Consider the following 22,956-nt stretch of genomic DNA (forward strand, 5'->3'; position numbering starts at 1 on the left):
ATAATAATTATATGAAAAAGATTAATAAGAAATTTAAAAATGTTTTAGCATTAACTTTAGCAACTTCAATCATGCCAGTGATTGTATCATGTGGTACAACTGACGCACCTGAAAGAGGTGCATCAGACAATGCTCAATTAAAAGCTGATATTAATGCATACATATTAAGATTAAATACACAAACATCATTCCAATACAAACGTAATTTGGAAACAGCTTCAACTACCGAAGATTTAACTCGTTTAAAAAATCAAATTACTGAATATTGAAATAAATTAGTAACCGAAACACAAAGTGCAATTAATAAAGTTACTGATACACAAATTAAAACCCAATTAACAACTGAATTTAATGGATTTAAAAATTCTAATACATCAACAGAATCAAACTTTAATTCATTAAAACAAAGAGCTAAAGATCAAGAAAATAAAGAAAAAAATCCTAATTCTAACCCAAACCCAGGAGGATCAAATACAAATAATAATTCAGACCCAAATAATGGACAGGGTCATACAGCAAATCCTGGACAACCCGGTGAGCCAACACAAAACCCTCAAGAATTAGAACCCTTAAAACAAGAAATTAGAGCTTTAATCCAACAATTACCTGATGATAACAGACAAAAAGGTGTTTTTGGTCTTCGTATAGAATTTAGTCAAACTAAACAACAACTAGAAGCCTTGAAAACTGAAGTTCAAAACGCTATTAAAGAAGAACAAGAAGCAGCCCAAGATACAAGTCCAACCGAAACTAGAACATTTAGTTTCCAAAAAATATCTCAAGAAAAAGCTATTGAAAAATTAAAAGACCGTAGTTTTTCAATTGGATATGGTTATAAAAACAAAGGTGAACAGGTTTACTCAAATTATGATGGAACAGGTTGATTACTTGATTATGCATTTGATAATAATCAGACCAAGCAAAACCTAATTTTATTTTTAGCAACTAATTTACACGTTCATAATAGACAAGCAAACACTTTTGAAGGAACTGCTGATAAAGGTAAATTTTTAGAATACGAAACAACTGAAGATTCAAAAAACACTAACTTCTTTTTAGGTGTTCCAAAATCAAATATTAATACTGCTCCAATTAAAAATAAACAAATTCCAAGTATTGAAACAAATATACCTAAATTGTACTCTAACTTACCTGATTCAGTTACTGATAAACAAAAATCAACACCAATTGGAGATATCTTAGGAAATCCAAAAACAGTATTTGCTGCAATTGATATTTTTGATTCAACTTCAAATAATCAACTTAGACAAACAGCGAGTGTAAGACCTAATGATGAATTTACTGATCAAAAACTTGGAATTGATTTTGCAGTCTTCGCTGTTGAAATCAAATATTCTTCATTAAATAATTCAGAACATAAAGAATTGAAAGACCACATTGATAAAGCAATTAAATCATTTGATGAGGATTTAAAATCGTTAAAACATGATGGAGATACTTTATATATCCCATTTGACTATGCTTCTTCATATCAAAAAAATAATCGTAGAGCTTTAAAACCTGAAAGAATTTATATTGGTGGATATCCTAAAGCTAGTGATCTTGGATCTGTATTTATGACTAATACTTCAACTGATTTAAACCACGATATTACATACAGAAATAATACATTCACAAACAATTTAACGGTTTCACCTGTATTTGATTCAAAAAGAGCAACAGTTCCTTTTGGCTACAGTTTCAATGTTGATAATTCTTCACTATACTATGGTGCCAGTGGTTCAATGGTGCTTAATGAATATGGAGTTCCTGTAGGTATTTATTCAACAGTTGACAATGCTGATGGTCCATCAGATTTATCAAAACGTGGCGGATTTATCCAGTTAATTATGACCCAAGATAATCCAGCTACAAACTTTGCATACAATCTTATTGATGGAAGTGATAAATCCAAATATCCAAAACAAGAAAAATCATATCGTCAAAATCTTGCTAAACTTACAACTTTAACATCTAAATACCCTAAAACAGCTTTATTCCCTGAAGGAATAATTAAAAACAGCTAATGAAAAAGAAATTTTTTCTTAATTTAGGTTCAATTTTAAGTATTGTAAGTTTTGGAGCATTGATTTCTTGTAGCACAAGTGACCCAGTGCAAAACCCCGAACCTGTTAAACCAGATCCAGGCAATGACACAGGACAAGACTCCACTGGAACTATAAATACTAATGGTGATTTCGAAACCTTTAAGACATCAATTGCTAACAAAACTTTTAGTGATTTATTTAAAATAACTGGAACAAGTTTTAGTTTAGATGATATTAAAGCTAATTTTACTAAAGACCAATTCATTGAAAAAGTTGTTTCTGGTGATTTAAAGGTTACTTTAAAAAATGATGATACAACGTTAAAAATCGTTAATGCTATATCAGTTGAAAACCAAAATAGAGCAGCACTAATTTTTGCTTATAAAAATAATTCAAATAACTTAGTTCAATTTGATATTGATGGCTTTCTTGACAAAAATAGTAATTCACTATCAACAAATAACAATCAACCAGTTAGTGACTGAACAATCTACCGAGAATCAACCCAACAAGAGCGATATGATCAAGACATGAAAGCATATGATCAATTACTCGCAAGTGGAGCACAAGCTCGTGAATTAGGCGCAACAACTCAAACCAAAGAACAGTATGATAAATTAGCTAAAGAATTAAACTTAGCAAATTATGATCGTTCAAATTTATTAGGTTTTACCATTCCTAAATACGATACAGATGGAAAGGTTTTAGGTCTTGACATGAAACTGCAAGAACAAGGGAAAGCAGATTCATGAGTTGATAGTTATGGAAGAATCAAAGGTTTAAATGCTGGTTTGGCTCGGACAATTACTAACCAAACTTATGCTAATATGGCCTTATCTTCATATAACCTTAAATTAACAAACTGAGCCGTTTCTGCTCATGAAGCTGATCGATTAATTGCCAAAGAAATCTTCGTTCCAGATCCATTTGTTCATGAATATTTAATTAAAATGTTGTCAAATGAGGAAATTAAAAATGATTTACTTGAAAAATTAAAGCGTAATTATGATGATGCCGATACAGTTGTGGTAATTCACGATAAAGCCTTTGAACAATTAGCTTCTGAAATTGGGCTTTATCCTGCACGTCAAAGATATGAAGATGAATTCAATAAACACAGAAGATCTTTACTAATTGACAAAATTAACAAAACAACATTAGATAAAAAAATTAAAGACAAACTTATTTCTACTGTTAACCACGCAAAAAGAAATGAAAACTTTAACCATTTACAACATTTATGAGAAAGTTTTACACCTAATGCAGGTACCGCTTGAATTATGGACTATGAATTGCCAAAAGACGGTAAATATCCAACTAAATGATATTTTGCAACTAACCTGCACGTCATTGATGCAATGGACCAAATTCATTTTAAAAACTTTCAATTAACTGTTTTACATGAAGAAATAACTTCACTATACAATAAATTACGTACAATTCCATTAGATGATCGTTTCAAATCATATGACTTTAATGACGATAATTCAAAGGCAATTACAAGAATTTTTGATGGCCGCGATTATTTAACTAAGGATCCAGTAGATTTTTTAGCTGACAAAACTTTTGATAAAAAAGAATTTATTGATATTGCAATTTTTGAAATAGACTTTGAAAAAACCAACTACACAGAAGAAGATATTAAATTTATAACAAATAATTATGCTAATAAAGATGATCGTAAGATCTCATTTGTTAACTATGATTATTTAAATCAATATTCAAAAATTGATATACCTTTAGCTACACGTAATATTGAAGATCTTAAAAAATATGATAATTTATACATCTTAGGTTATCCAAAAACTAAAACAGATCACTTTGAAGATTACTTTATTGACCAATATGAAGACAAGACTCTTTATGAACAACAATGGTTTACATATAGTTTATGAACCAATGCTTCTTATGACCTTTATAAAAAACCTGGGCCAACTGATGATGAAAAATCTAAAACAACTTATGAATTAGGTTATGGACTTTCTTACACCCTAGGTTATCGTACATTCACTGATAAACCTGGAGTTGTTGATCAGTTTATATCTGCTCCAATCATTGGATCAGCTCCATATACCTCACCACAAGATGATAAACAATATGTCGCAATGAACCTAGCTTATGCACCACGTCGCTATATCCCAGGAGGAGGTGCAAGTGGTTCGCAGGTAAGAATTCAAGATAACAAGGTTGTTGGAATTTTCCATAGTGTTAATCAATATGCAGGATCTGGACTTGCCGCCGCTTTCAGAAGTGATGGATTTGATTATAAAGGTTTATATGGTGAATATAATTTACCTCAATATGATGTAATTTATGGCACCGGTAAAGATCAAAAAAATTCATATCGAAATGAAATGCTTAAAGCAGGTAAAGGAAATACTTGATTATTCAAAAATGGATTTAATTTGGAAAATGTTCCTGAAGAATTTAAATTTAAGCCAACAATAAATAATTAATAAACATAAAAAAATACAAATGAGGCAAAATGAAAAAGAAATATACTTTACTTTTTTCTACACTTAGTTCTTTAGGATTTTTAACAACTGCTTTATCATGTACTAATAAAGAACCTACTCCTGAAGATGGCAAACCTAAAACAGGTGATACAAACTCCAAACCAAAAGAAGAATTAACCTTTGCACAATTTTCTGAATCTCTTAAAGACAAGGACTTTGACCAACTTTTTAAAGTAGAAGGTTCATTTGTTGATCCAAATAACTATAAAGAAAACTTTAATAAAAATGATTTTTCTTCAAAAGTTGTTACTGGTGAAGTTAAAATAAATTTAAAAGATGGTAATACTGACCTAAAAGTTTTAAATTCAATTGCATCAGATACTGATAATAGTGTTGAAATTATCTTTATATATAAAGATAATATTAATGATACTTTAAAATATCGAGTTAATGGATTTAAACAACAAAGTTATATTATTCAACCACCTAAAAAATCTGATTCAGAATGGAGTAAATATCTAAATGCCACTCAGCAAGAGCGTTATGAAAAAGATATGGTTGATTATGATAGAGGCCTTGCATTAAATACTGAATTAAGAAATACAAATATTACACAGGAAACAAAGGATCAATTTGATGCGAAAGCTAAGGAATTAAATTTACCTACTTACGATCGTTCAAATCGCTTAGGAATGACTATCCCAAGTTATGATGAACAAGGTAATTTTAAAGGTTTGAATTTAAAACTAACTGAAACAGGTAAGGGTTCTTCATGGGTAGATTCATATACTAAAGAAAGTCATCTTAATAAAGGATTAGCACGCACAATTACAAATGAAACATATTCAAATATTTCGCTTCAATCCTATCAATTTAAAATAAGTAATTGAAGTATTTCAAAAGATCCTAAGCAACGTGCTATTGCTAGTGAATTATTAAAAAACGATGCAGATTTAACAGTCTTTATCAATATGATTAATAATGCACAAGAAAAAGAACGTATCCTAGGAGTTTATTCACGCCACAAGGATAATCAAGGTGTTGTCAAGCAATTAATTGAACAAACCTTTAACTTATTAATTGCTGAAAATGATTATCAAGAAGCTGTGAAAAAATACCGTGATTATGTTAAAGGTCACCAAGATAAAGTCATTGCAAGAGTAAAAGCAAATACTGAATTACAAGAATCAGTTAAAGAAAAGCTAATTTCGAAAATTAGTGAAGAAGACGACTTTAATAAACTACAAAATTATCCTAATACTCATTCGCCTTTTTCAGGAACGGCCTGAATTATGGATTATGAATTAACTAGCGATGGTTCATATCCAAAGAAATGATATTTTGCAACTAATTTGCACGTCATTGATGGGGCTAATGATGCATTAGATAGTTTTCAATTAACTGTCTTAGACAAAAATACTCCTTCTTTATACCAAAAATTACAAACAATTCATTTTGACGATCGTTTTAAATCTTATAATTTCTCAGATCAAAACAAAGAAGCTTTTAGCCGTATTTTTGATGGAAGAGATTATTTAAAATTAGATCCAAAAGACTATATTACAGATAAAAGTCAAGATTTAAAAGAATATATAGATTTTGCAATATTTGAAATTGACTTTAGTAAAACTGATTATACTGAGGAGCAAATTAAAGCACTAACCAATGATTATGCTAATTTAGAAGATAAGAAAAAAGTTTCATTTGCTAATTATGATTATTTATCAAAATATGAAAAAATCGATTGACCTTTAGCCACAGATGATTTTAAGAGTGTTTTAACAAACTATGATAATTTATATATTCTTGGTTTTCCAGCTACTCAATCACAAGGCTTTTTAGACTTTTTCTTAGATAACTATCAAGATGAAAATTTACTAAGTGTTGCATTGTATACATATAGTTTATGGACTAATGCAGCTTATGATTTGTATCAAAAGCTGCCAACTAAAGATGAACGTTCACAAATTGTATACAAGTTAGGATATAATTTATCTTATAACCTTGGATACCGTACTTTTACAAATAAACCTGGAATTGTAGATCAATTTTTATCTAATCCAGTTACTGGAAGTGGCCCATATCGTTCAAGTCATGATAATAAACAATATGTAGCAATGAATTTAGCATACTTACCTCGTCGCTATGTACCAGGAGGCGGAGCTTCAGGATCCTCAGTACGTACTCAAGAAAATAAGGTTGTTGCGATCTTCCATAGTGCCAATTTAACAGCATCAACTGGTGTTGCAGCAGCTCTTCGTTCAAGTGGTTTTGATTATCAAGGATTATATGGTTCATACAATTTACCTCAATACGACGTAATTTATGGAACTGGAAAAGATCAAAAAAATTCATACCGTGATGCGATGCTTAAAGCAAACAAAGGTAATACTTGATTATTTAAAAATGGTTTTGCATTAGAAAATGTACCTGAAGAATACAAATTTGCAGATGCAAATTAACATCTATAATAAAAAACATTTAGTTCAACTAAATGTTTTTTATCCTTAATATTTTAAAATATTTCTAAAGTTAGGAAAAAATATGAATCAACAACAATTTCTTATCATAATAATAACATTAATTACACTCTTTTCAATTGGGATTATAATTTATTTCAGTTTATTTGTTTTACATAAATATATTCATAATATAAAAAGCAAGAAAAAAGGTTTTTTATTTGAAGATTCAATTAATAATAAAATTAAAAAAATACTTAAAAATACCAATTTTAATTTTATCCCAGGTGGAGCTTATAAATTCGATAAAGTATTATATGAAGTTGATTCCATCTTTTTTAATGAATCAATGTTAGTATGCTCTGAATACAAATACTTTCAAGGTGTTTTATCAGGTGATGCAAATGCTCCTGAACTTAATTTAAGTAAAGGGAAAAACAAAAAATTTAAAACCAAAAATCCAATAGTGCAAAATGAAATACACATTAAGAATATTTTCAAAACTACAAATAAGCATATTTCATATGCATCATTAATTGTTTTTCCCGATGAATTAAAACTAGAAATAAGTAATATTCCACAACACGTAATTATTGCTAATATGAGTAATCTTGAAGCAAAACTTTTAGAACTAAGTCACGAAGCAGCCAAATTGCCTCAAAGTATTAATATCAAAGAATTTAATAATACACTAAAAGCATTTGAAATTTCAACTCTAGCTGAAAAACTATATTTTAGAAATAAAGTTATGAAACAAAGGAGAAAATATGAATCAAAATCTTAATATCGCCCAAAAAAGTATTCAAACAACAGCAAGCGAACTATCATTAACGACTAACCAAGTAAACTTAGTATTAGAGATGCTTTCTAATGGTGATACTGTACCATTTATTGCCAGGTATCGCCAAAATGTCACAAAAGGATTAAACGAAGAACAAATTTATCAAATTGACAAATTATATAAATATCACGAAGCATTAAACAAACGTAAAGAGGCAATTATCAATATCTTAGATGAAAAAAAACTCTTAACTGATGAATTATTAGCAAAAATAAATCAAATTACATCTAAAAGTGATTTAGAATCATTATATGAACCTTTTAAAGTAGGTAAAAAAACCAAGGCCACTCAAGCAATAAATTTAGGATTAGAACCTTTAGCATTAAGTATTTTTAAAAATAAAAATCCAATATTTAATATTGCTCAAGAAGCCTCTAAATATTTATCTGATAAAATACCAAATATTGAGTTTGCATTAGAACAGGCCAATTATATTATTGCCCAATGAATTTCACAAGACACTCAAATAAAAATTGAAATTAAAAAGCGCATTTATACTTATGGGATACTTAAAACCAATGCTAAAAAAAATAAAAACGATGAAAAAGAAAAATTCAAACTTTATTATGATTTTAAAATGCCCCTTAAATATTTAAAAAATCATAATGTTTTAGCTATTAACAGAGCTGTTAATTTAAATATTGTTTCATTATCGTTTGAATATAATTTTGACAATTTTGTTTCATATATTTTGTATATGGTGGATCGCAAAAAAATCAATCATAAGAATTTAAAACCAGCAATTATTGATTCTTTAAACCGTTTGATACTTCCATCAGTTGAGCGCGAAATTTTCAACGAATTATTTGCCAAAGCCGAAACATCTGCAATCGAAATTTTTTCTAATTCAGTTGAAAAATTATTAAATACTCCTGCAATTGATAATGTTAATGTTTTATCAATTGACCCAGGCTTTAAAAATGGTTGCAAGGTTGCCGTATTAAATAAAAATGGAGATGTTTTAGAAGTTAATAAAATTTTTCCAAATGAACCTTATAAAGATATAAAAAAAGCACAGGAAATTATCCTTAAAGCAGTTCAAAAGCACCAAATTGACATAATTGTAATTGGTAATGGAACTGCATCAAGGGAAACTGAAAAATTTATTTCTGATTTAATTGCCAAATATAAGTTAACTAACCTTAAATATACAATTGTCTCTGAAGTTGGGGCTAGTGTTTATTCTGCTTCAAAGATAGCTATTGAAGAATTCCCTAATTTATCTGTTGAAGAACGTAGTGCAATTAATATTGGGAGAAAATTTTTATATCCATTAAACGAATATGTGAAAATTGATCCTAAATCAATTGGGGTTGGACAATACCAACATGATGTAAATCAAAAAGAATTAGACAATTATCTAACTTTTAAAGTGCAAAAAGTAGTTAATAAAGTTGGTGTTGATATTAATCTGGCAACCAAAGAAATTTTAACTTACATTTCAGGACTTTCAAATAAACATGCTCAAAATATCGTGCAACATAGACGTGAAAATGGTGATTTTACAAACCGCAGCGATTTATTAAATGTTAAAGGTATTGGTGAAAAAACCTACGAGCAAGCCGTTGGTTTTCTAAGAATTTTTAATTCAAATAATTTTTTAGACAAAACCATAATCCATCCCGATTTATACCCCCTTGCCTTTAAAATAATCAAACAATATAACTTAGAGCCTAAAGATACTGGTATAAACCTTGAGCATTTAGATATAGAAATGATTGCTAAAGAGTTTAATGCTGATTACTATGATGTTAAATTAATTTTAGAAGCACTGTCAACAAGTGTTCAACCAATTAAACGCGATAAAACAGGCTTTATTTTAAAAAGTTCGATTATTAATTTTGAGGATTTATCAGAAAGCCAAGAAATAACTGGCTTTATTGAAAACATTACTGATTTTGGAATTTTTGCTTACATCGGATTAAAAGAAAGTTTATTTATTCCAACTAAAGAGTTAAACCTTACAAATAATTTAAGTCAATATGAAACTTTTGCCCCTGGCCAACTAATCAATGCTATTATTACTGTTTTAGATAAAGACAAAAAACGTATTAGTGGAAAGTTAATAAGTTATTAACCTTCTTAATTAAATATTTGGTAAAATTTAATTAATTATGAATAATACTAAATACGATGCAATAATAGTTGGTGGTGGCCATGCTGGAGTGGAAGCAACCTTTGCTTTAGCAAACAAAGGACATAAAGTTGCTTTAATATCATTTGATTTAAATAAGTTAGCAATGATGCCATGTAATCCATCAATTGGAGGACCTGCCAAGGGAATAATAACGCGGGAGATTGATGCATTAGGAGGGATGCAAGGATATTTTTCGGATCTATCCATGATTCAAATTAAAATGCTTAATGAATCAAAAGGTCCAGCAGTTCGTGCATTAAGGGCACAAATTGATAAAGAAAAATATTCTTATATTATCAAACAATCCCTTTTAGCTCATCCAAATATAACTTTAATCCAAGCAACAGTTGAAGAAATTTTAGTAAACAAAGATAAAGAATTTTATGGTGTAAAATTATGAAGTGGGATGATGTTAGAAGCAAAAACAGCTGTTATTACTACTGGAACATATATGAACTCACGTATTTTAAGGGGACAAGATATCACAATTAGTGGTCCGGATAATCAAAAAACTACCCCTAAATTAAGCCAATCGTTGTTAAACCATGGTTTAGAACTACAACGTCTCAAAACAGGAACGCCTCCTCGGGTTTATGCATCTTCAATTGATTTTAGTCAAGTTGAAAAAGAAAACTTAGATGATACATATTTAACTTTTTCAAACCGTTCTGGAGTTAAATTAAATGAGCAAATTTCATGTTATTTAACTTATACTAATGAAGCAACTCACCAAATTATCGAACAAAATATTAATAAATCTTCAATGTATTCAGGTTTAATTGAAGGGATAGGACCAAGGTATTGCCCAAGTGTTGAAGATAAAGTAATGCGTTTTAGAGATAAAAATAGGCATCAAATCTTTTTTGAACCTGAAACAGCTGATGGAAGCATTATTTATGTAAATGGATTGTCAACTTCAATGCCAATTGAAGTTCAAGAAAAGATGCTTAAAACAATTCCTGGTTTACAAAATGCAAAAGTTCAAAAATGAGGTTACGCAATTGAATATGATGCCCTTAACCCTTTGCAAATTTCAAATACTTTAGAATCAAAAATAATTAAAAACTTATTTACTGCAGGTCAAATCAACGGAACTAGCGGTTATGAGGAAGCTGCTGCTCAAGGTTTAATTGCAGGTATTAATGCAGGTCAAAAAATTGAACAAAAAGAACCACTTGTTTTAAATCGTTCAGATGCTTATATTGGTGTTTTAATAGATGATTTAGTAACTAAAGGAACTAAAGAACCATACAGAATGCTTACTTCAAGGGCTGAATATCGTTTATTATTAAGAAATGATAATCCTGATATTCGCTTAGCAAAATATGGATATCAAGTTGGGCTTTTAACTAAAGAGCATTACCAAAATGTTTTAAATAAATATCAATTAATTGATCAAAAAATTCAAGAATTAAATACTAAATTTGTTTCATCTAAAAGTGAATTAGCCAAAAAACATCAAATTGAAAACGGAGTTTCACTTCTTAAGGTGATTTCACGTCCTGAAGTAGATGCTAAAGATATTTTAGGCGATTTTGAATATAAAAATGAATTAGTAACTATTGTACGCCTTGATGGTTATATTAAAAAACAAGAATCTTTAGCACAAAAAATGGCTAAATTAGACAATTTTAAAATACCATCTGATTTAGATTATAATTTAGTTACAAATTTAGCCACAGAAGCTAAGCAAAAACTCATGCTTATAAAGCCTACAACAATTGGACAAGCATCAAGAATTTCAGGAATTAACCCTTCTGATATTCAAATGTTAATGTTTTATATTTCAACAAAGAAAAAATAATGAAATTAAATATTATAGCAGTAGGATCATTATCTAAAGAATACCAAGTTATTTTTAATGGTTACTTAAAAAAAGTCAATTACTTTACTAAAGTAAATGTAATTGAAATTAAAGAACAAAAAATCGATAATATAGAATTAAAAAAAAGCAAGGAAACACAGTTAATTTTTGAAAAAATTCCTAAAAATTCCATGGTAATCTATTTATCATTACATGGTAAAAAAATGGATTCATTCTCCTTTTCAAGTTATATTACTACCCTTGATAATATTACTTTTGTAATTGGTGGATCAAACGGTGTAATTGAAGATAAATTTACAACTAAAATAAACTTCTCAGATTTAACGTTTCCACACCAATTATTTAGGATAATGTTAATTGAACAAATTTACCGAGCGTATACAATTAAACATAATATTACTTATCATAAATAAAAATAGAGTAAATTTAATTTACTCTATTTTTTCAATATTCAAAAATTAGTATTATCAGAAAATTCAAGTACTTTTTGCGATTCTTTAAAATATTTATCCCGCTCGAGTATTTCTAAAATTTCAAAATTAGTATGGTTTTTAATTAGATTACTTAATTCATTAGTTGAATATAAATGCATAAAGTCTCAAAATCCTTCTTCATTTTGAAATACATAATCGCCATATTCTTTAAATTGAAATTCAGTACAATTCCTAAAGTTAGTTTGATATCTTTGATGATATTCTAATTCATTTCGGGTATGTGCTGTGAATATGTAAATGCCCCCAGGTTTTAAAACTCTGTATATTTCTTTTAGTGCATTAATTCTGCTTTTGAAATTAACAATTCCAGGCCAACCATTAAATGAAAAAAAGACAAAATCAAACAAGTTATCACTAAATGATAAATTAGTTGCATCTTGGTGATAAAATTTAATATCAAACTTTAAGATTTGATTAATTTCATTACATTTATTAATCATTTCTTTGGATATATCAACACCTTTTATGTTTTTTCAACCAAGCTTATATAATCAAAAAGTAGTTCTTCCGGTCCCGCATCCTAAATCTAATATTTTAGAATTTTTAGCAACATATCTATTAATTAAAAATTCTTCAGATTTCCATAATCCTACGTCTAAAATACTCATAGCATATTTATCAACTGTTTCTTGATTACTATAGGCTCTTTTAGAATTATGCAATTTACTCCTGGATTAACTGATACGTAAAATATTTAGTAATCCCTTCAGTTGCAAATTCAAAGGAATCTAAATTAGTAAACCCAGATGAAATAAATGGTAATAACGAATATTCTAGATTAAATTTAATTATGAATTTGCCTTCATTTAATGATAATGTTACGTTAGATATATTAAGGTAATCATTATTAAATTTAGTTAAAAAGGGGTAAATTGAATAATTTCCTTGAAAGGCAAAGGTATCAGTTATTTTTAGTAAGTTATTTACATTTGATACTTGATAAATATCATTATTCATATCAAAAACTAAAGAATTAAATAAAGCGTTTTTTAAAGTCAGCTGTTCAAAAGTACTAAACTCGCTTGTTATATCAATTTGACCATTGATTTCCTGATTAGCATATTTAGCAAAAATATCCTCATTTAGTTTTTTAGCTAGTTTTGTATATTTTTTTAGATTTATATTAAAATCTTCAGAATTAATTGCAAATTTATAATCATTAATGTTTTTATTAAATGATGCAAAATTATCAAAACTAATTGTTTTAGTTACGTCTGGGTATTTATTTTGTTCAACTGATTCAGAGCGATCGAAAATATCAATTTGCAATGTTAGACTACCTTCTATATCATTTGCATTAATTCCAGATATTTTAAAATTATATTTTTCTTGATCTTTTTGATTAACTTTTAAGAATAAATAAGGAAGTGAAGGGTTAAAAACAATATTAGGATCTTTAAAATATTCATTTTCTTTTTTATTTGCAAGTGATTCAAAAGCATAAGTACTTGCAAGCGAATTTTTTTGAAGGTTAGTTTGAACTTGATCATTTTTATTTCAAAGTAAAAAAGCACCAACTAAAGATGGAAAAAGATTTAAAAAATTATTATAACTTTTAGTTTCTTGCTTTGTAATAAAATCATATTTTGGATTACTATTTTTAGGTGAACTTAAAGTTTTAAATCCGCTTAAAGAGTATTTTAAAACTTTAAATTTATCAGTATTTTTTAAAGTAAATTTAAGATTTATATCTTTAATTGTTCCTTTTTTGTTATCTATATTTAATAATTCATAAGATTGTAAAATAATAGTATATTTTTCATATATATTACTTGGGACTTGTAATAAACTTATTATCGAATTAGAATTATCTTTTATAAATGTTTTATATGATAATGCATCGTAATCTTGATATTTTTTGATATTTAAACTAATATCCAAATTTAAAGTATTTAAATCACTAAAATCTGGTTCTTTTAAAGTGTCTAATCCGGAATCTTTTTCTGGATCTGAATTGTTATTTTCATCATCAGGTTTACTAGGCTTATCGTTATTTTCTATAACGTTATTATTTTTATTAATATTTTCATTATTTTGGTCAGTCTGGTTTATATTTGAAGGTGATGTGCCGAGATTTGTATCAGTTTTATTTGCAGGATTTTGAGAATTATTATTTGCTACATTATTATCTTTCGAACTTGGATCCTCTTGTTCTTTAGATGCTTGTTTATCTTCAAATGGCTTATCTATGTTTTTTTTAATACCATCAGTTTTAAAAACTGAATTAATAGTTTTTTCTTTTTCTAGATCTTCCTTTTTGCCTATTATTGCAGGGGGAATATCTGGTTTTTTAGGTTTATTTTTATTGATATTATTGCAAGAAGCAACTATTACAAGTGGCATAATTGTAAGTAGTGATTTTACTAATTTGGAATATTTAAATTTCATAAATTAATTATAAACCTTTTCAAAATTTTCTAATAATTTTTTTATATCAAAAACAATGAATAAAAAACAAATAATTTTATTTACTAAATTTAACAAATATAGTAAAATTATATTACTTTTGTAATATTTTAATTTATTATGCAAAAGTTTATTTTATTTTTATAACATTTTTTATAAGCAAAAACATAAAATTAAGGAAGGTCTTGTATGAATCAAAAACCAAAATATACAATTCGTAAATTTGGTCCAATTACGCAACGCCGTGATTATTCAGTGACTAAAAAATCATTAAAATTAGAAAATCTTTTAATGAGTCGAAAAGATAGTTTTGATAACTTCATGAAAAAACGTATTAATGAAGTTTTACTCGAAATTTATCCAATCATTACCGGTCAAGTAAAGCTTGACTATATTAAAAACTCTGTTGAAATTGAATATCCGTTTAAAAAGATAACAAGCGAAACAGAAGAAATTAATAAATGTAAAGCTAAAGGAATTAACTACAGTTCAAAGGTTTACATTTATCTTCAAAAAGAAAATATTAATACTGGTGAAATCCAAAAAGATAAAATTCTTTTAGGAGAAATACCATACATGACCTCTGGTGGTAGTTTTATTATCAATGGTTCTGAAAAAGTTATTGTGAGCCAGTTAGTAAGATCCCCTGGAGCTTACTTTGGGGTTGGCGTGCGGAACAAACAATCGGACGATCTTTTTAACAAACTTGAAATTTTACCAAAAATAGGTTCGTGATTTGAAGTATCACATAAAATAACCTCATCAACTCTTGATCCTGTTAAGGTAAAATTAGATCGTAACAAAAACATTCAGCTAGGTACTTTTTTAGCTTACTTTGGATTTACCCAAAAACAACTTCAAAAACTTTTTGGTCCAAATGATTTACTTGATGAAACAATTAAAAAAGATAAAATCTTAGAAAGATATGTTGACGATAAAGATGAATTAGTTGCAGCGGCACAAGAAGATATTTTTAGAACAATACGAAAAGGTGATCGTGATACACAAGATGCTAAAAAATCATTATTACCAGGTATTTTATTTGACAAACGTAGATATAACTTATCTGATGTTGGTCGTTATATGCTTAATAATAAACTTTCATTAATAGACCGTATTACTAACACATATTTAGCTCAAGACATTAAAAACAAAAGTGGTGAAATTTTATTCGAAAAAGGAACTTTTATTACTTTTGAAAAAGCTAAAGAAATTCAAGAAAATTTTAATCAAAGATTTATTAGAACTGAAAAACTTGATCTGGACCCAGAACATGTATACTATAAGTTATATCGAGCTGAATTAAATGAGAAAAATCCAAATACTGTTTTTAATAATCCTATCTTAAGAAAAAGAATTAAAGTTATTAAGGTTAAAGTTTACCCAAGTAAAAAATGAATGAATGATCCAGAAAAAGAACCTGTTACCGTTATTGGTAATGACCCTTCAGCAATTGAACACCACTTATTAATCTCAGATATTGTAGCAGCTGTTAGTTACTACTTTAACTTAACAGATGGCCTTGGGCAAGATGATGAACCTGATTCATTAATTAACAAACGTGTTGTTTCAGTTGGTGAATTGATTGAAACCCAATTACAAATTGCATTAAGTAAACTTGAAAAAACAACACGTGAATCAATTGGTGCAAAAGATGTTGAGAAGGTAACTGTTAAAAATGTTACTAACAACAAATTAATTACAAATCAATTTAAATCTTTTTTTAATACTTCTAAACTTTCACAATTTATGGATCAAATTAATCCTTTATCTGAAATATCTAATAAGCGTCGCGTAACTTCTTTAGGGCCTGGTGGTCTTAATCGGGATACTGCTCAATTTGAGGTTCGGGATGTACATTCAACTCACTACGGGAGAATTTGTCCAATTGAAACACCTGAAGGTCTTAACATTGGGTTAATTTTAAATTTTGCTACCTATTCACAAATTGATGAAAAAGGATTTTTAAAAACTCCTTATTTCAAAGTTAATAATGGTGTAGTTGATTATAATGATGTACATTATTTAAACCCTCGCCAAGAATTAGGTTATTCAATTGCACAATCATCGGTAAATGTTGATGAAAATAACCGTATTATTGATGATAATTTAACCATTCGTAAAAACTATACTTATGTAAATGGTAATGGAGGAGATGTAGACTTTGTCGAAGTTTCATCAAGACAAATTTTATCAGTAGCTGCTGCCGGAATTCCTTTCTTAGAAAATGACGATGCAAACCGTGCCTTGATGGGATCAAACATGCAACGTCAAGCTGTTCCGTTATTACAAGCAGAAGCTCCATTAGTTGCTACTGGTATAGAAGCTGATATAGCTAAATATTCATCATATAACTTGCTAGCTAAAAATGCTGGTACTGTTACCTATGTTGATGGATCACATATTCACATTCAAAGAAATGAAACAGGTATTACTGACAAATATTCTCTTCGTAATTTCGAAAGATCTAACCAAGGAACTATAATTCAACAAATCCCATTAGTTAGAGTAGGAGATGTTGTTGAAACAGGTGACATTTTAACTGATGGTTCATCATTTAAAGATGGTGAAATGGCTTTAGGTAAAAACGTTTTGGTTGGTTTCACAACTTGAAATGGATATAACTTCGAAGATGCTGTAATCTTAAATGAAAAAATAGTTCGTGATGATGTCTTTACTTCAATTCATATCGAAGAACAAACAATTCAATTCCGTTCATCTAGATCTGGAGATGATATATTAACAAAAGACGTGCCAAACGTTTCAAAACATGCACTACGTCATTTAGATGAAACTGGTATTGTTAAAGTTGGTTCAGAAGTATATCCAGGAGACGTATTAGTTGGTAGAGTTTCCCCTAAAGCAGAAGAAAACCCTTCTCAAGAAGATAAATTACTATACCAAATTTTATCTTTAAAAGCACCAACAGATAAAGATACTTCATTAAAAGTTAAAAACGGACATAACGGAACTATTACACACGTTGAAGTTTTATCACGTGATAAAGGTGATATTTTAGAAGAAGGAATTGAAAAAATTGTTAAAGTATCAATTGCACAAAAACGTAAAATAAAAGTCGGAGATAAAGTTGCCGGTCGTCATGGTAACAAAGGTGTTGTGTCAATTGTATTACCTGAAGAAGACATGCCTCACTTAGAAGATGGAACACCACTTGATGTAATGTTAAATCCTCAAGGGGTACCTTCACGTATGAACATTGGTCAAATTTTAGAGTTACACCTTGGTATGGCAGCTCGTAAATTAAATGTTAAATTCGTGTCTCCTTCATTTGATGGAGTAAAAAAACCAGATATTGAAGCAGCCTTAGAAGAAGCTGGTCTTGATAAAACTGGTAAACAAATTATTATTGACCCAATTACAGGTCGAAAATTTGATAAACCAATTTCAGTTGGTGTTATGTATATGTTAAAACTTAACCATATGGTTGATGATAAAATGCACGTACGTTCAGTTGGTCCATACTCATTAATTACCCAACAACCACTAGGAGGTAAGTCTCAAAATGGTGGTCAAAGGTTTGGTGAAATGGAAACTTGGGCCTTAGAATCATATGGTGCTACAAATATCCTGCAAGAAATTTTAACTTATAAATCTGATGATATTTTAGGTCGTAATAACTTATATAGTGCTTTAGTATCAGGAAAAGAAGTCCCAACACCAGGTGTTCCAGAATCATTCAACGTGCTTAGTTATGAATTAAAAGGTCTTGGTATGAAATTAGAACAAAATTTTGAGAGTCCACAAGACGAAGATCAAATAATCCAATATGAAACAGGAGGGGAAAGTGAATAAAGCAACTGTTAAACAAAATCAAAAAGATAAAATTCGTAAAATCACACTTTCTTTAGCAACTAAAGAAGACGTTTTAAAATGGTCCCACGGAGAAGTTACAAAAGCTGAAACAATTAATTATAAAACCTATAAAACTGAACGTGATGGTTTGTTTGATGAGTTAATTTTTGGTCCTACAATAGATTTTAAATGTCCAATTTGTGGTACCAAATACAAAAAAAGTGATGTTAACTCAACATGTTCTAAAACTCCTCAATGTAAAAGATATAATCCTGAAATATTACCTAAAATTTCACGTCGTAGCAGAATGGGTCATATTCACTTACATACTCCAGTTGTCCACTTTTGATTCTTTAAAATTGATCACTCAGTTATTTCCAATTTGCTTGGCTTAAGAGTTGAAGATGAAAAACAAGTGGTTTCAAAATCAGATTTAGAAAAATTAATTTACTATAAATCACATATTGTGTTAGAGAGCGGATCATTAAAATCACTCAAGAAAAATACAATTATTGATATTAACAAAGCAGCTACAATTTATGAAGCTGCTTTAGAAGAATTAAAAGAATTAAACAAAGATGACGAAGAAGCCTCAGAAATTATTATTGAAGCTTTATATGAACTACGCGATTATGCTCAATCTCAAGATGGTAAAGATTATGGTATTGATTTTTACCAATATAACGATATTATTAAAGAATATTCAGATGCTTTAATTGGTACAGGTTCGCAAGCTATTGAGTATTTATTAACAAACTTTGATAGCCATAAAGAACAAAAATTAGTTCAAGAACAAATAGATAAAATTAATTCAGAAATCAATAAGCAAAAAGATGTTTCTGTTTCAAAAATTCAACAACGTCAAAAATTATATAAACGTTTAACAATTATCTCATCATTCATTCGTTCTGGCCAAAAACCAACAGATATGTTAATCTATGAATTGCCAGTTATTCCTGCTGATTTAAGGCCACTGGTACAACTTGATGGAGGAAGACATTCAACTAGTGATATTAATGAATTATACCGCCGGATCATTATTAGAAACTCACGTGTTGAAAAATGGCATGATACTGATGCTCCTATGTTGATTAGACAAAATGAATACCGTATGGTCCAAGAAGCTGTTGATGCTTTAATTGACAATGCTCGTAAAAAACCAACTCCAGTTTCTTCAAGGGATAATCATCCTTTAAAATCAATTTCAGACAGTTTAACAGGTAAAAAAGGTCGTTTCCGTCAAAATTTATTAGGTAAACGTGTTGATTATTCGGCTCGTAGTGTAATTGTTGCTGGGCCATCGTTAAAAATGTACCAAGTAGGAATCCCTAGAGATATTGCTGCTAAATTATTTGAACCATGAATTATTAAAGATTTAATTGCAAAGGAAGAAAGTGTTACAAGCATTAAAACTGCTAAAAAACTAATTGAAAATTTAGATCCAAAAATTTGACCGTATGTTGATGAAGCAATTAAAGGTCGCCCGGTGTTATTAAACCGTGCTCCTACCTTACACCGTTTATCAATTCAAGCCTTTGAACCGGTTTTAATTCGTTCTAAAGCAATTAAATTGCACCCATTAGTAACAACGGCTTTTAATGCCGACTTTGATGGGGACCAAATGGCAGTTCACGTGCCAATTTCTGAAAAAGCGGTTCGTGAAGCACAAGAACTAATGTTAGCCTCAAAAAATATTTTAGGTCCAAAAGATGGTGAACCCATCATTAATCCTTCACAAGATATTATTTTAGGAATTTACTATTTAACCATTGAAAAAACAGGTGATCAAGCAAAGGGTGAAGGAAATTACTATCAAAACTTTGAAGAAATGATGCGCGCTTATGAACGTAATGATATTAGCTTACATACAAGAGTTGTATTACCAATTAGTAGTTTAAATAAACCTAAATTATTAAAGCAAACAACTAAACCATACATCTTTTCTACAGTAGGTAAATTCATTTACAACAACGTATTGCCAAAAGAATTTGAGTTTATTTTTGGTAAATACGTAGAAAAAAGTTATGTTAAAGCCTCTAATGGCGAAACTAAGGTTTCAACTAAAGAAGTAATTCATACTTCACGTGACGCATTAGATCGTTATACTTTGGAATATGGACAAAACTTTAGACAAGTAATTGCAAATGTGGACCTAAACTTAGCTTTATCTAAAAAAGATACCGCTAAAATTATTCATCAAATTTACAAAGAATATGTTTCTGTTATTACAATTGAAGATTTAGCAAGTGTAATTAACAATATTAATAAAACTAATTATAAAGACCAACTGGAAGCTCTTAATGCTTTAGTTGATTATAAAGGTGAATTATTACCTGATACACATGCTAAATTATTAAATAATTTTATTATTGAAGAATTTGACAAATACACTTTTTCACATTCTCCTAATGAATCATTTGAACAATTAGATTGAACTTTAGAACAATATTCAAAAGCCTTAGAAACTGTTTGGTTTAAATATTCCAACTACGTTGCTGAAATTTTAGATAATATTAAAGAATTAGGATTCCATTATTCAACTATTTCAGGAATTACTATTTCAATGAATGATGTTAAAACTTCTGAATTAACTAAAGATTATATAAAAGAAGGTGATGAATATATCGCTGAATTAAAAACATATTTCGAAAATGGTTATTTAACAGATGATGAACGTTATAAATTAACAATTGAAAAATGGTCAAAAGTCAAAGATAAAGTCGAAAAATCCCTTAAGGAAATAACTAATTTAGAAGTAGATAATCCATTATTTATGATGATGTCTTCTGGGGCTCGTGGAAATACTTCTAACTTAATTCAGCTGGCCGGTATGCGTGGACTGATGTCAAACAACACCAAAACATTAAAAGCTGATGCTGAAAATGAACGTGTCGTACGTTCTACCATCGAAATCCCTGTTAAATCATCTTTCTTAAATGGTCTTAGTGCCTACGAATTTTATTCATCAACCCATGGTGCACGTAAAGGACTTACCGATACAGCACTTAACACTGCTAAATCTGGGTATTTAACACGTAGATTAATTGACGTGGCACAAAGTATTGTAGTACGTGAAGAAGACTGTGGTTCAGATTTTGGGTTTGTCGTTAAAAATATTAAAGATACTAAAACAAATGTTGTCATTGAATCCCTATACGAAAGAATTGAAGGAAGATATACAAATAAAGCCATTTACGATAATGATGGTAATTTAGTAATTGCCGCGAACAAATTAATTACACCTCAAATTGCAAATTACTTAGCTAATGAATTAAAGTTAGAAACTGTTGATATTCGTTCAGTTTTATCATGTCACACCAAAAACGGGGTATGTAAGGTTTGTTATGGAAAAGATTTAGCGACCAACCGTGTTGTAAATATTGGTGAAGCCGTTGGTATTGTAGCTGCTCAATCAATTGGTGAACCTGGAACTCAGCTAACCATGCGTACTTTCCATACTGGAGGGGTTGCCGGAGTTGAAGATATTACTGGTGGGTTTGGTCGTTTAATTGAGCTGATCGATGCTTATGATAATCCGTGAGGTAAAACAGCCGCAATTTCTAAATGAAATGGTACTATTACAAAAATAGAACAAATCTTAAGTAAGGATGCCAAAAAATTTGCTGACTTAACACAAGTTACAATTGCAACAACAGACGATCAAGGCAATTTACTTAATGAATTTGTGACTGGATCAACTACTCAAAGATTAAGAGTAAAAGAAGGAGATAAGGTTGTTCCTGGTCAAAAAATCTTTGATGGTCCAATTGTTTTAAACCAATTATTAAATACCACCGATGTAAGAACTGTACAAAATTACTTACTTAAAGAAATTCAACGACTATACCGTCTCCAAGGTATTACAATTGCCGATAAATATATTGAAATTATTATTTCACAAATGTTGTCAAAAATTTTAATTATTGATCCAGGTGATTCAAGATTATTTAGTGGATCATTAGTTGATACTTATGTTTACCAAACTGAAAATGCTAAATTATTAGCTAAAGGATTGCGTCCTGCATATGGTAAACCAAAAATTTCTGGAGCTAAGCAAATTCCGCTTCAATCTACGTCCTTCCTAGCTGCTGCTTCTTTCCAAGAAACAGCAAAGATCTTAGTTAATTCATCAATTGGTAAACGCATCGATATGCTTGAAGGATTAAAAGAAAACATTATTTTAGGTCAAAAAATTCCTGCCGGAACTAACTCTAATTATGAATTAAAAGGTAAATATGACATTCGTAGTTTTGCTTCATATTTCCCTGATAAACATAAAGAACCAGAGCCAACATTTACTGAAGAATTAAGAGCTGAAATAGAACAATTTTCACTTGATCAAATCATTGAGGATGTTGAAAATGAACCAATGCAAGAAACTTATGATTTTGATTTAGATTACAATGAAACTTATGATGAATTCGAAAATAACTAAAATTTAATAAACCAAGATAAGTCTTGGTTTATTTTTATATTT

At 29.1% G+C, this 22,956-nt stretch carries 11 protein-coding genes; 9 read left to right on the plus strand and 2 right to left on the minus strand.

Translation table 4 applies throughout. The annotated features are described in order from the left end of the window. Nucleotides 1-11 precede the first annotated feature (11 nt). From AC0B4K_RS02540 to AC0B4K_RS02570, 7 genes are all read left to right on the plus strand, one after another. Complete coding sequence (locus AC0B4K_RS02540) at nucleotides 12-2,027, plus strand: MIP family Ig-specific serine endopeptidase (RefSeq protein WP_465103683.1); 2,016 nt, start codon at nucleotides 12-14, stop codon at nucleotides 2,025-2,027. Further along, nucleotides 2,027-4,504: an Ig-specific serine endopeptidase MIP gene (mip, locus tag AC0B4K_RS02545; RefSeq protein WP_465103684.1), complete on the plus strand. Its 2,478-nt coding sequence runs from the start codon at nucleotides 2,027-2,029 to the stop codon at nucleotides 4,502-4,504. The genes AC0B4K_RS02540 and mip (AC0B4K_RS02545) overlap by 1 nt, the downstream gene beginning before the upstream one ends. A 29-nt stretch (nucleotides 4,505-4,533) precedes the next feature. Then, nucleotides 4,534-6,966 carry an Ig-specific serine endopeptidase MIP gene (gene mip, locus AC0B4K_RS02550; protein WP_465103685.1) on the plus strand — a complete coding sequence of 811 codons (2,433 nt, stop codon included), beginning with the start codon at nucleotides 4,534-4,536 and terminating at the stop codon, nucleotides 6,964-6,966. Nucleotides 6,967-7,048: 82 nt separating this feature from the next. Then, on the plus strand, nucleotides 7,049-7,747 hold the full coding sequence (locus AC0B4K_RS02555) for an NERD domain-containing protein (RefSeq protein ID WP_465103686.1): 699 nt from the start codon (nucleotides 7,049-7,051) through the stop codon (nucleotides 7,745-7,747). After that, nucleotides 7,731-9,881 (plus strand): helix-hairpin-helix domain-containing protein, encoded by a 2,151-nt coding sequence (locus AC0B4K_RS02560; RefSeq protein WP_465103687.1) that lies wholly within the window; start codon nucleotides 7,731-7,733, stop codon nucleotides 9,879-9,881. The genes AC0B4K_RS02555 and AC0B4K_RS02560 overlap by 17 nt, the downstream gene beginning before the upstream one ends. Before the next feature lie 37 nt (nucleotides 9,882-9,918). After that, nucleotides 9,919-11,745 (plus strand): tRNA uridine-5-carboxymethylaminomethyl(34) synthesis enzyme MnmG, encoded by a 1,827-nt coding sequence (mnmG, locus tag AC0B4K_RS02565; RefSeq protein ID WP_465103688.1) that lies wholly within the window; start codon nucleotides 9,919-9,921, stop codon nucleotides 11,743-11,745. Further along, entirely contained in the window at nucleotides 11,745-12,179 is a 435-nt protein-coding gene (locus AC0B4K_RS02570; RefSeq protein ID WP_465103689.1) for a 23S rRNA (pseudouridine(1915)-N(3))-methyltransferase RlmH, read from the plus strand. The genes mnmG and AC0B4K_RS02570 overlap by 1 nt, the downstream gene beginning before the upstream one ends. Nucleotides 12,180-12,202: 23 nt before the next feature. On the opposite strand, the gene AC0B4K_RS02575 is transcribed toward AC0B4K_RS02570, so the two are convergent. Together AC0B4K_RS02575 and AC0B4K_RS02580 are read right to left on the minus strand one after the other, a co-directional pair. Further along, entirely contained in the window at nucleotides 12,203-12,922 is a 720-nt protein-coding gene (locus AC0B4K_RS02575) for a class I SAM-dependent methyltransferase (protein ID WP_465103690.1), read from the minus strand. Nucleotide 12,923: 1 nt separating this feature from the next. Beyond that, nucleotides 12,924-14,648, minus strand: a complete 1,725-nt coding sequence (locus AC0B4K_RS02580) for an LppA-related lipoprotein (RefSeq protein ID WP_465103691.1) — start codon at nucleotides 14,646-14,648, stop codon at nucleotides 12,924-12,926. A gap of 207 nt (nucleotides 14,649-14,855) precedes the next feature. Between AC0B4K_RS02580 and rpoB the strand changes: the two genes are divergently transcribed. Next, nucleotides 14,856-18,479, plus strand: coding sequence for a DNA-directed RNA polymerase subunit beta (rpoB, locus tag AC0B4K_RS02585; protein ID WP_465103692.1), 3,624 nt, complete (start codon nucleotides 14,856-14,858; stop codon nucleotides 18,477-18,479). Further along, complete coding sequence (locus tag AC0B4K_RS02590) at nucleotides 18,472-22,914, plus strand: DNA-directed RNA polymerase subunit beta' (protein WP_465103693.1); 4,443 nt, start codon at nucleotides 18,472-18,474, stop codon at nucleotides 22,912-22,914. The genes rpoB and AC0B4K_RS02590 overlap by 8 nt, the downstream gene beginning before the upstream one ends. The last annotated feature ends 42 nt before the right edge of the window (nucleotides 22,915-22,956 follow it).

The sequence above is a fragment of the Mycoplasma sp. 11548 genome, assembly GCF_055523555.1.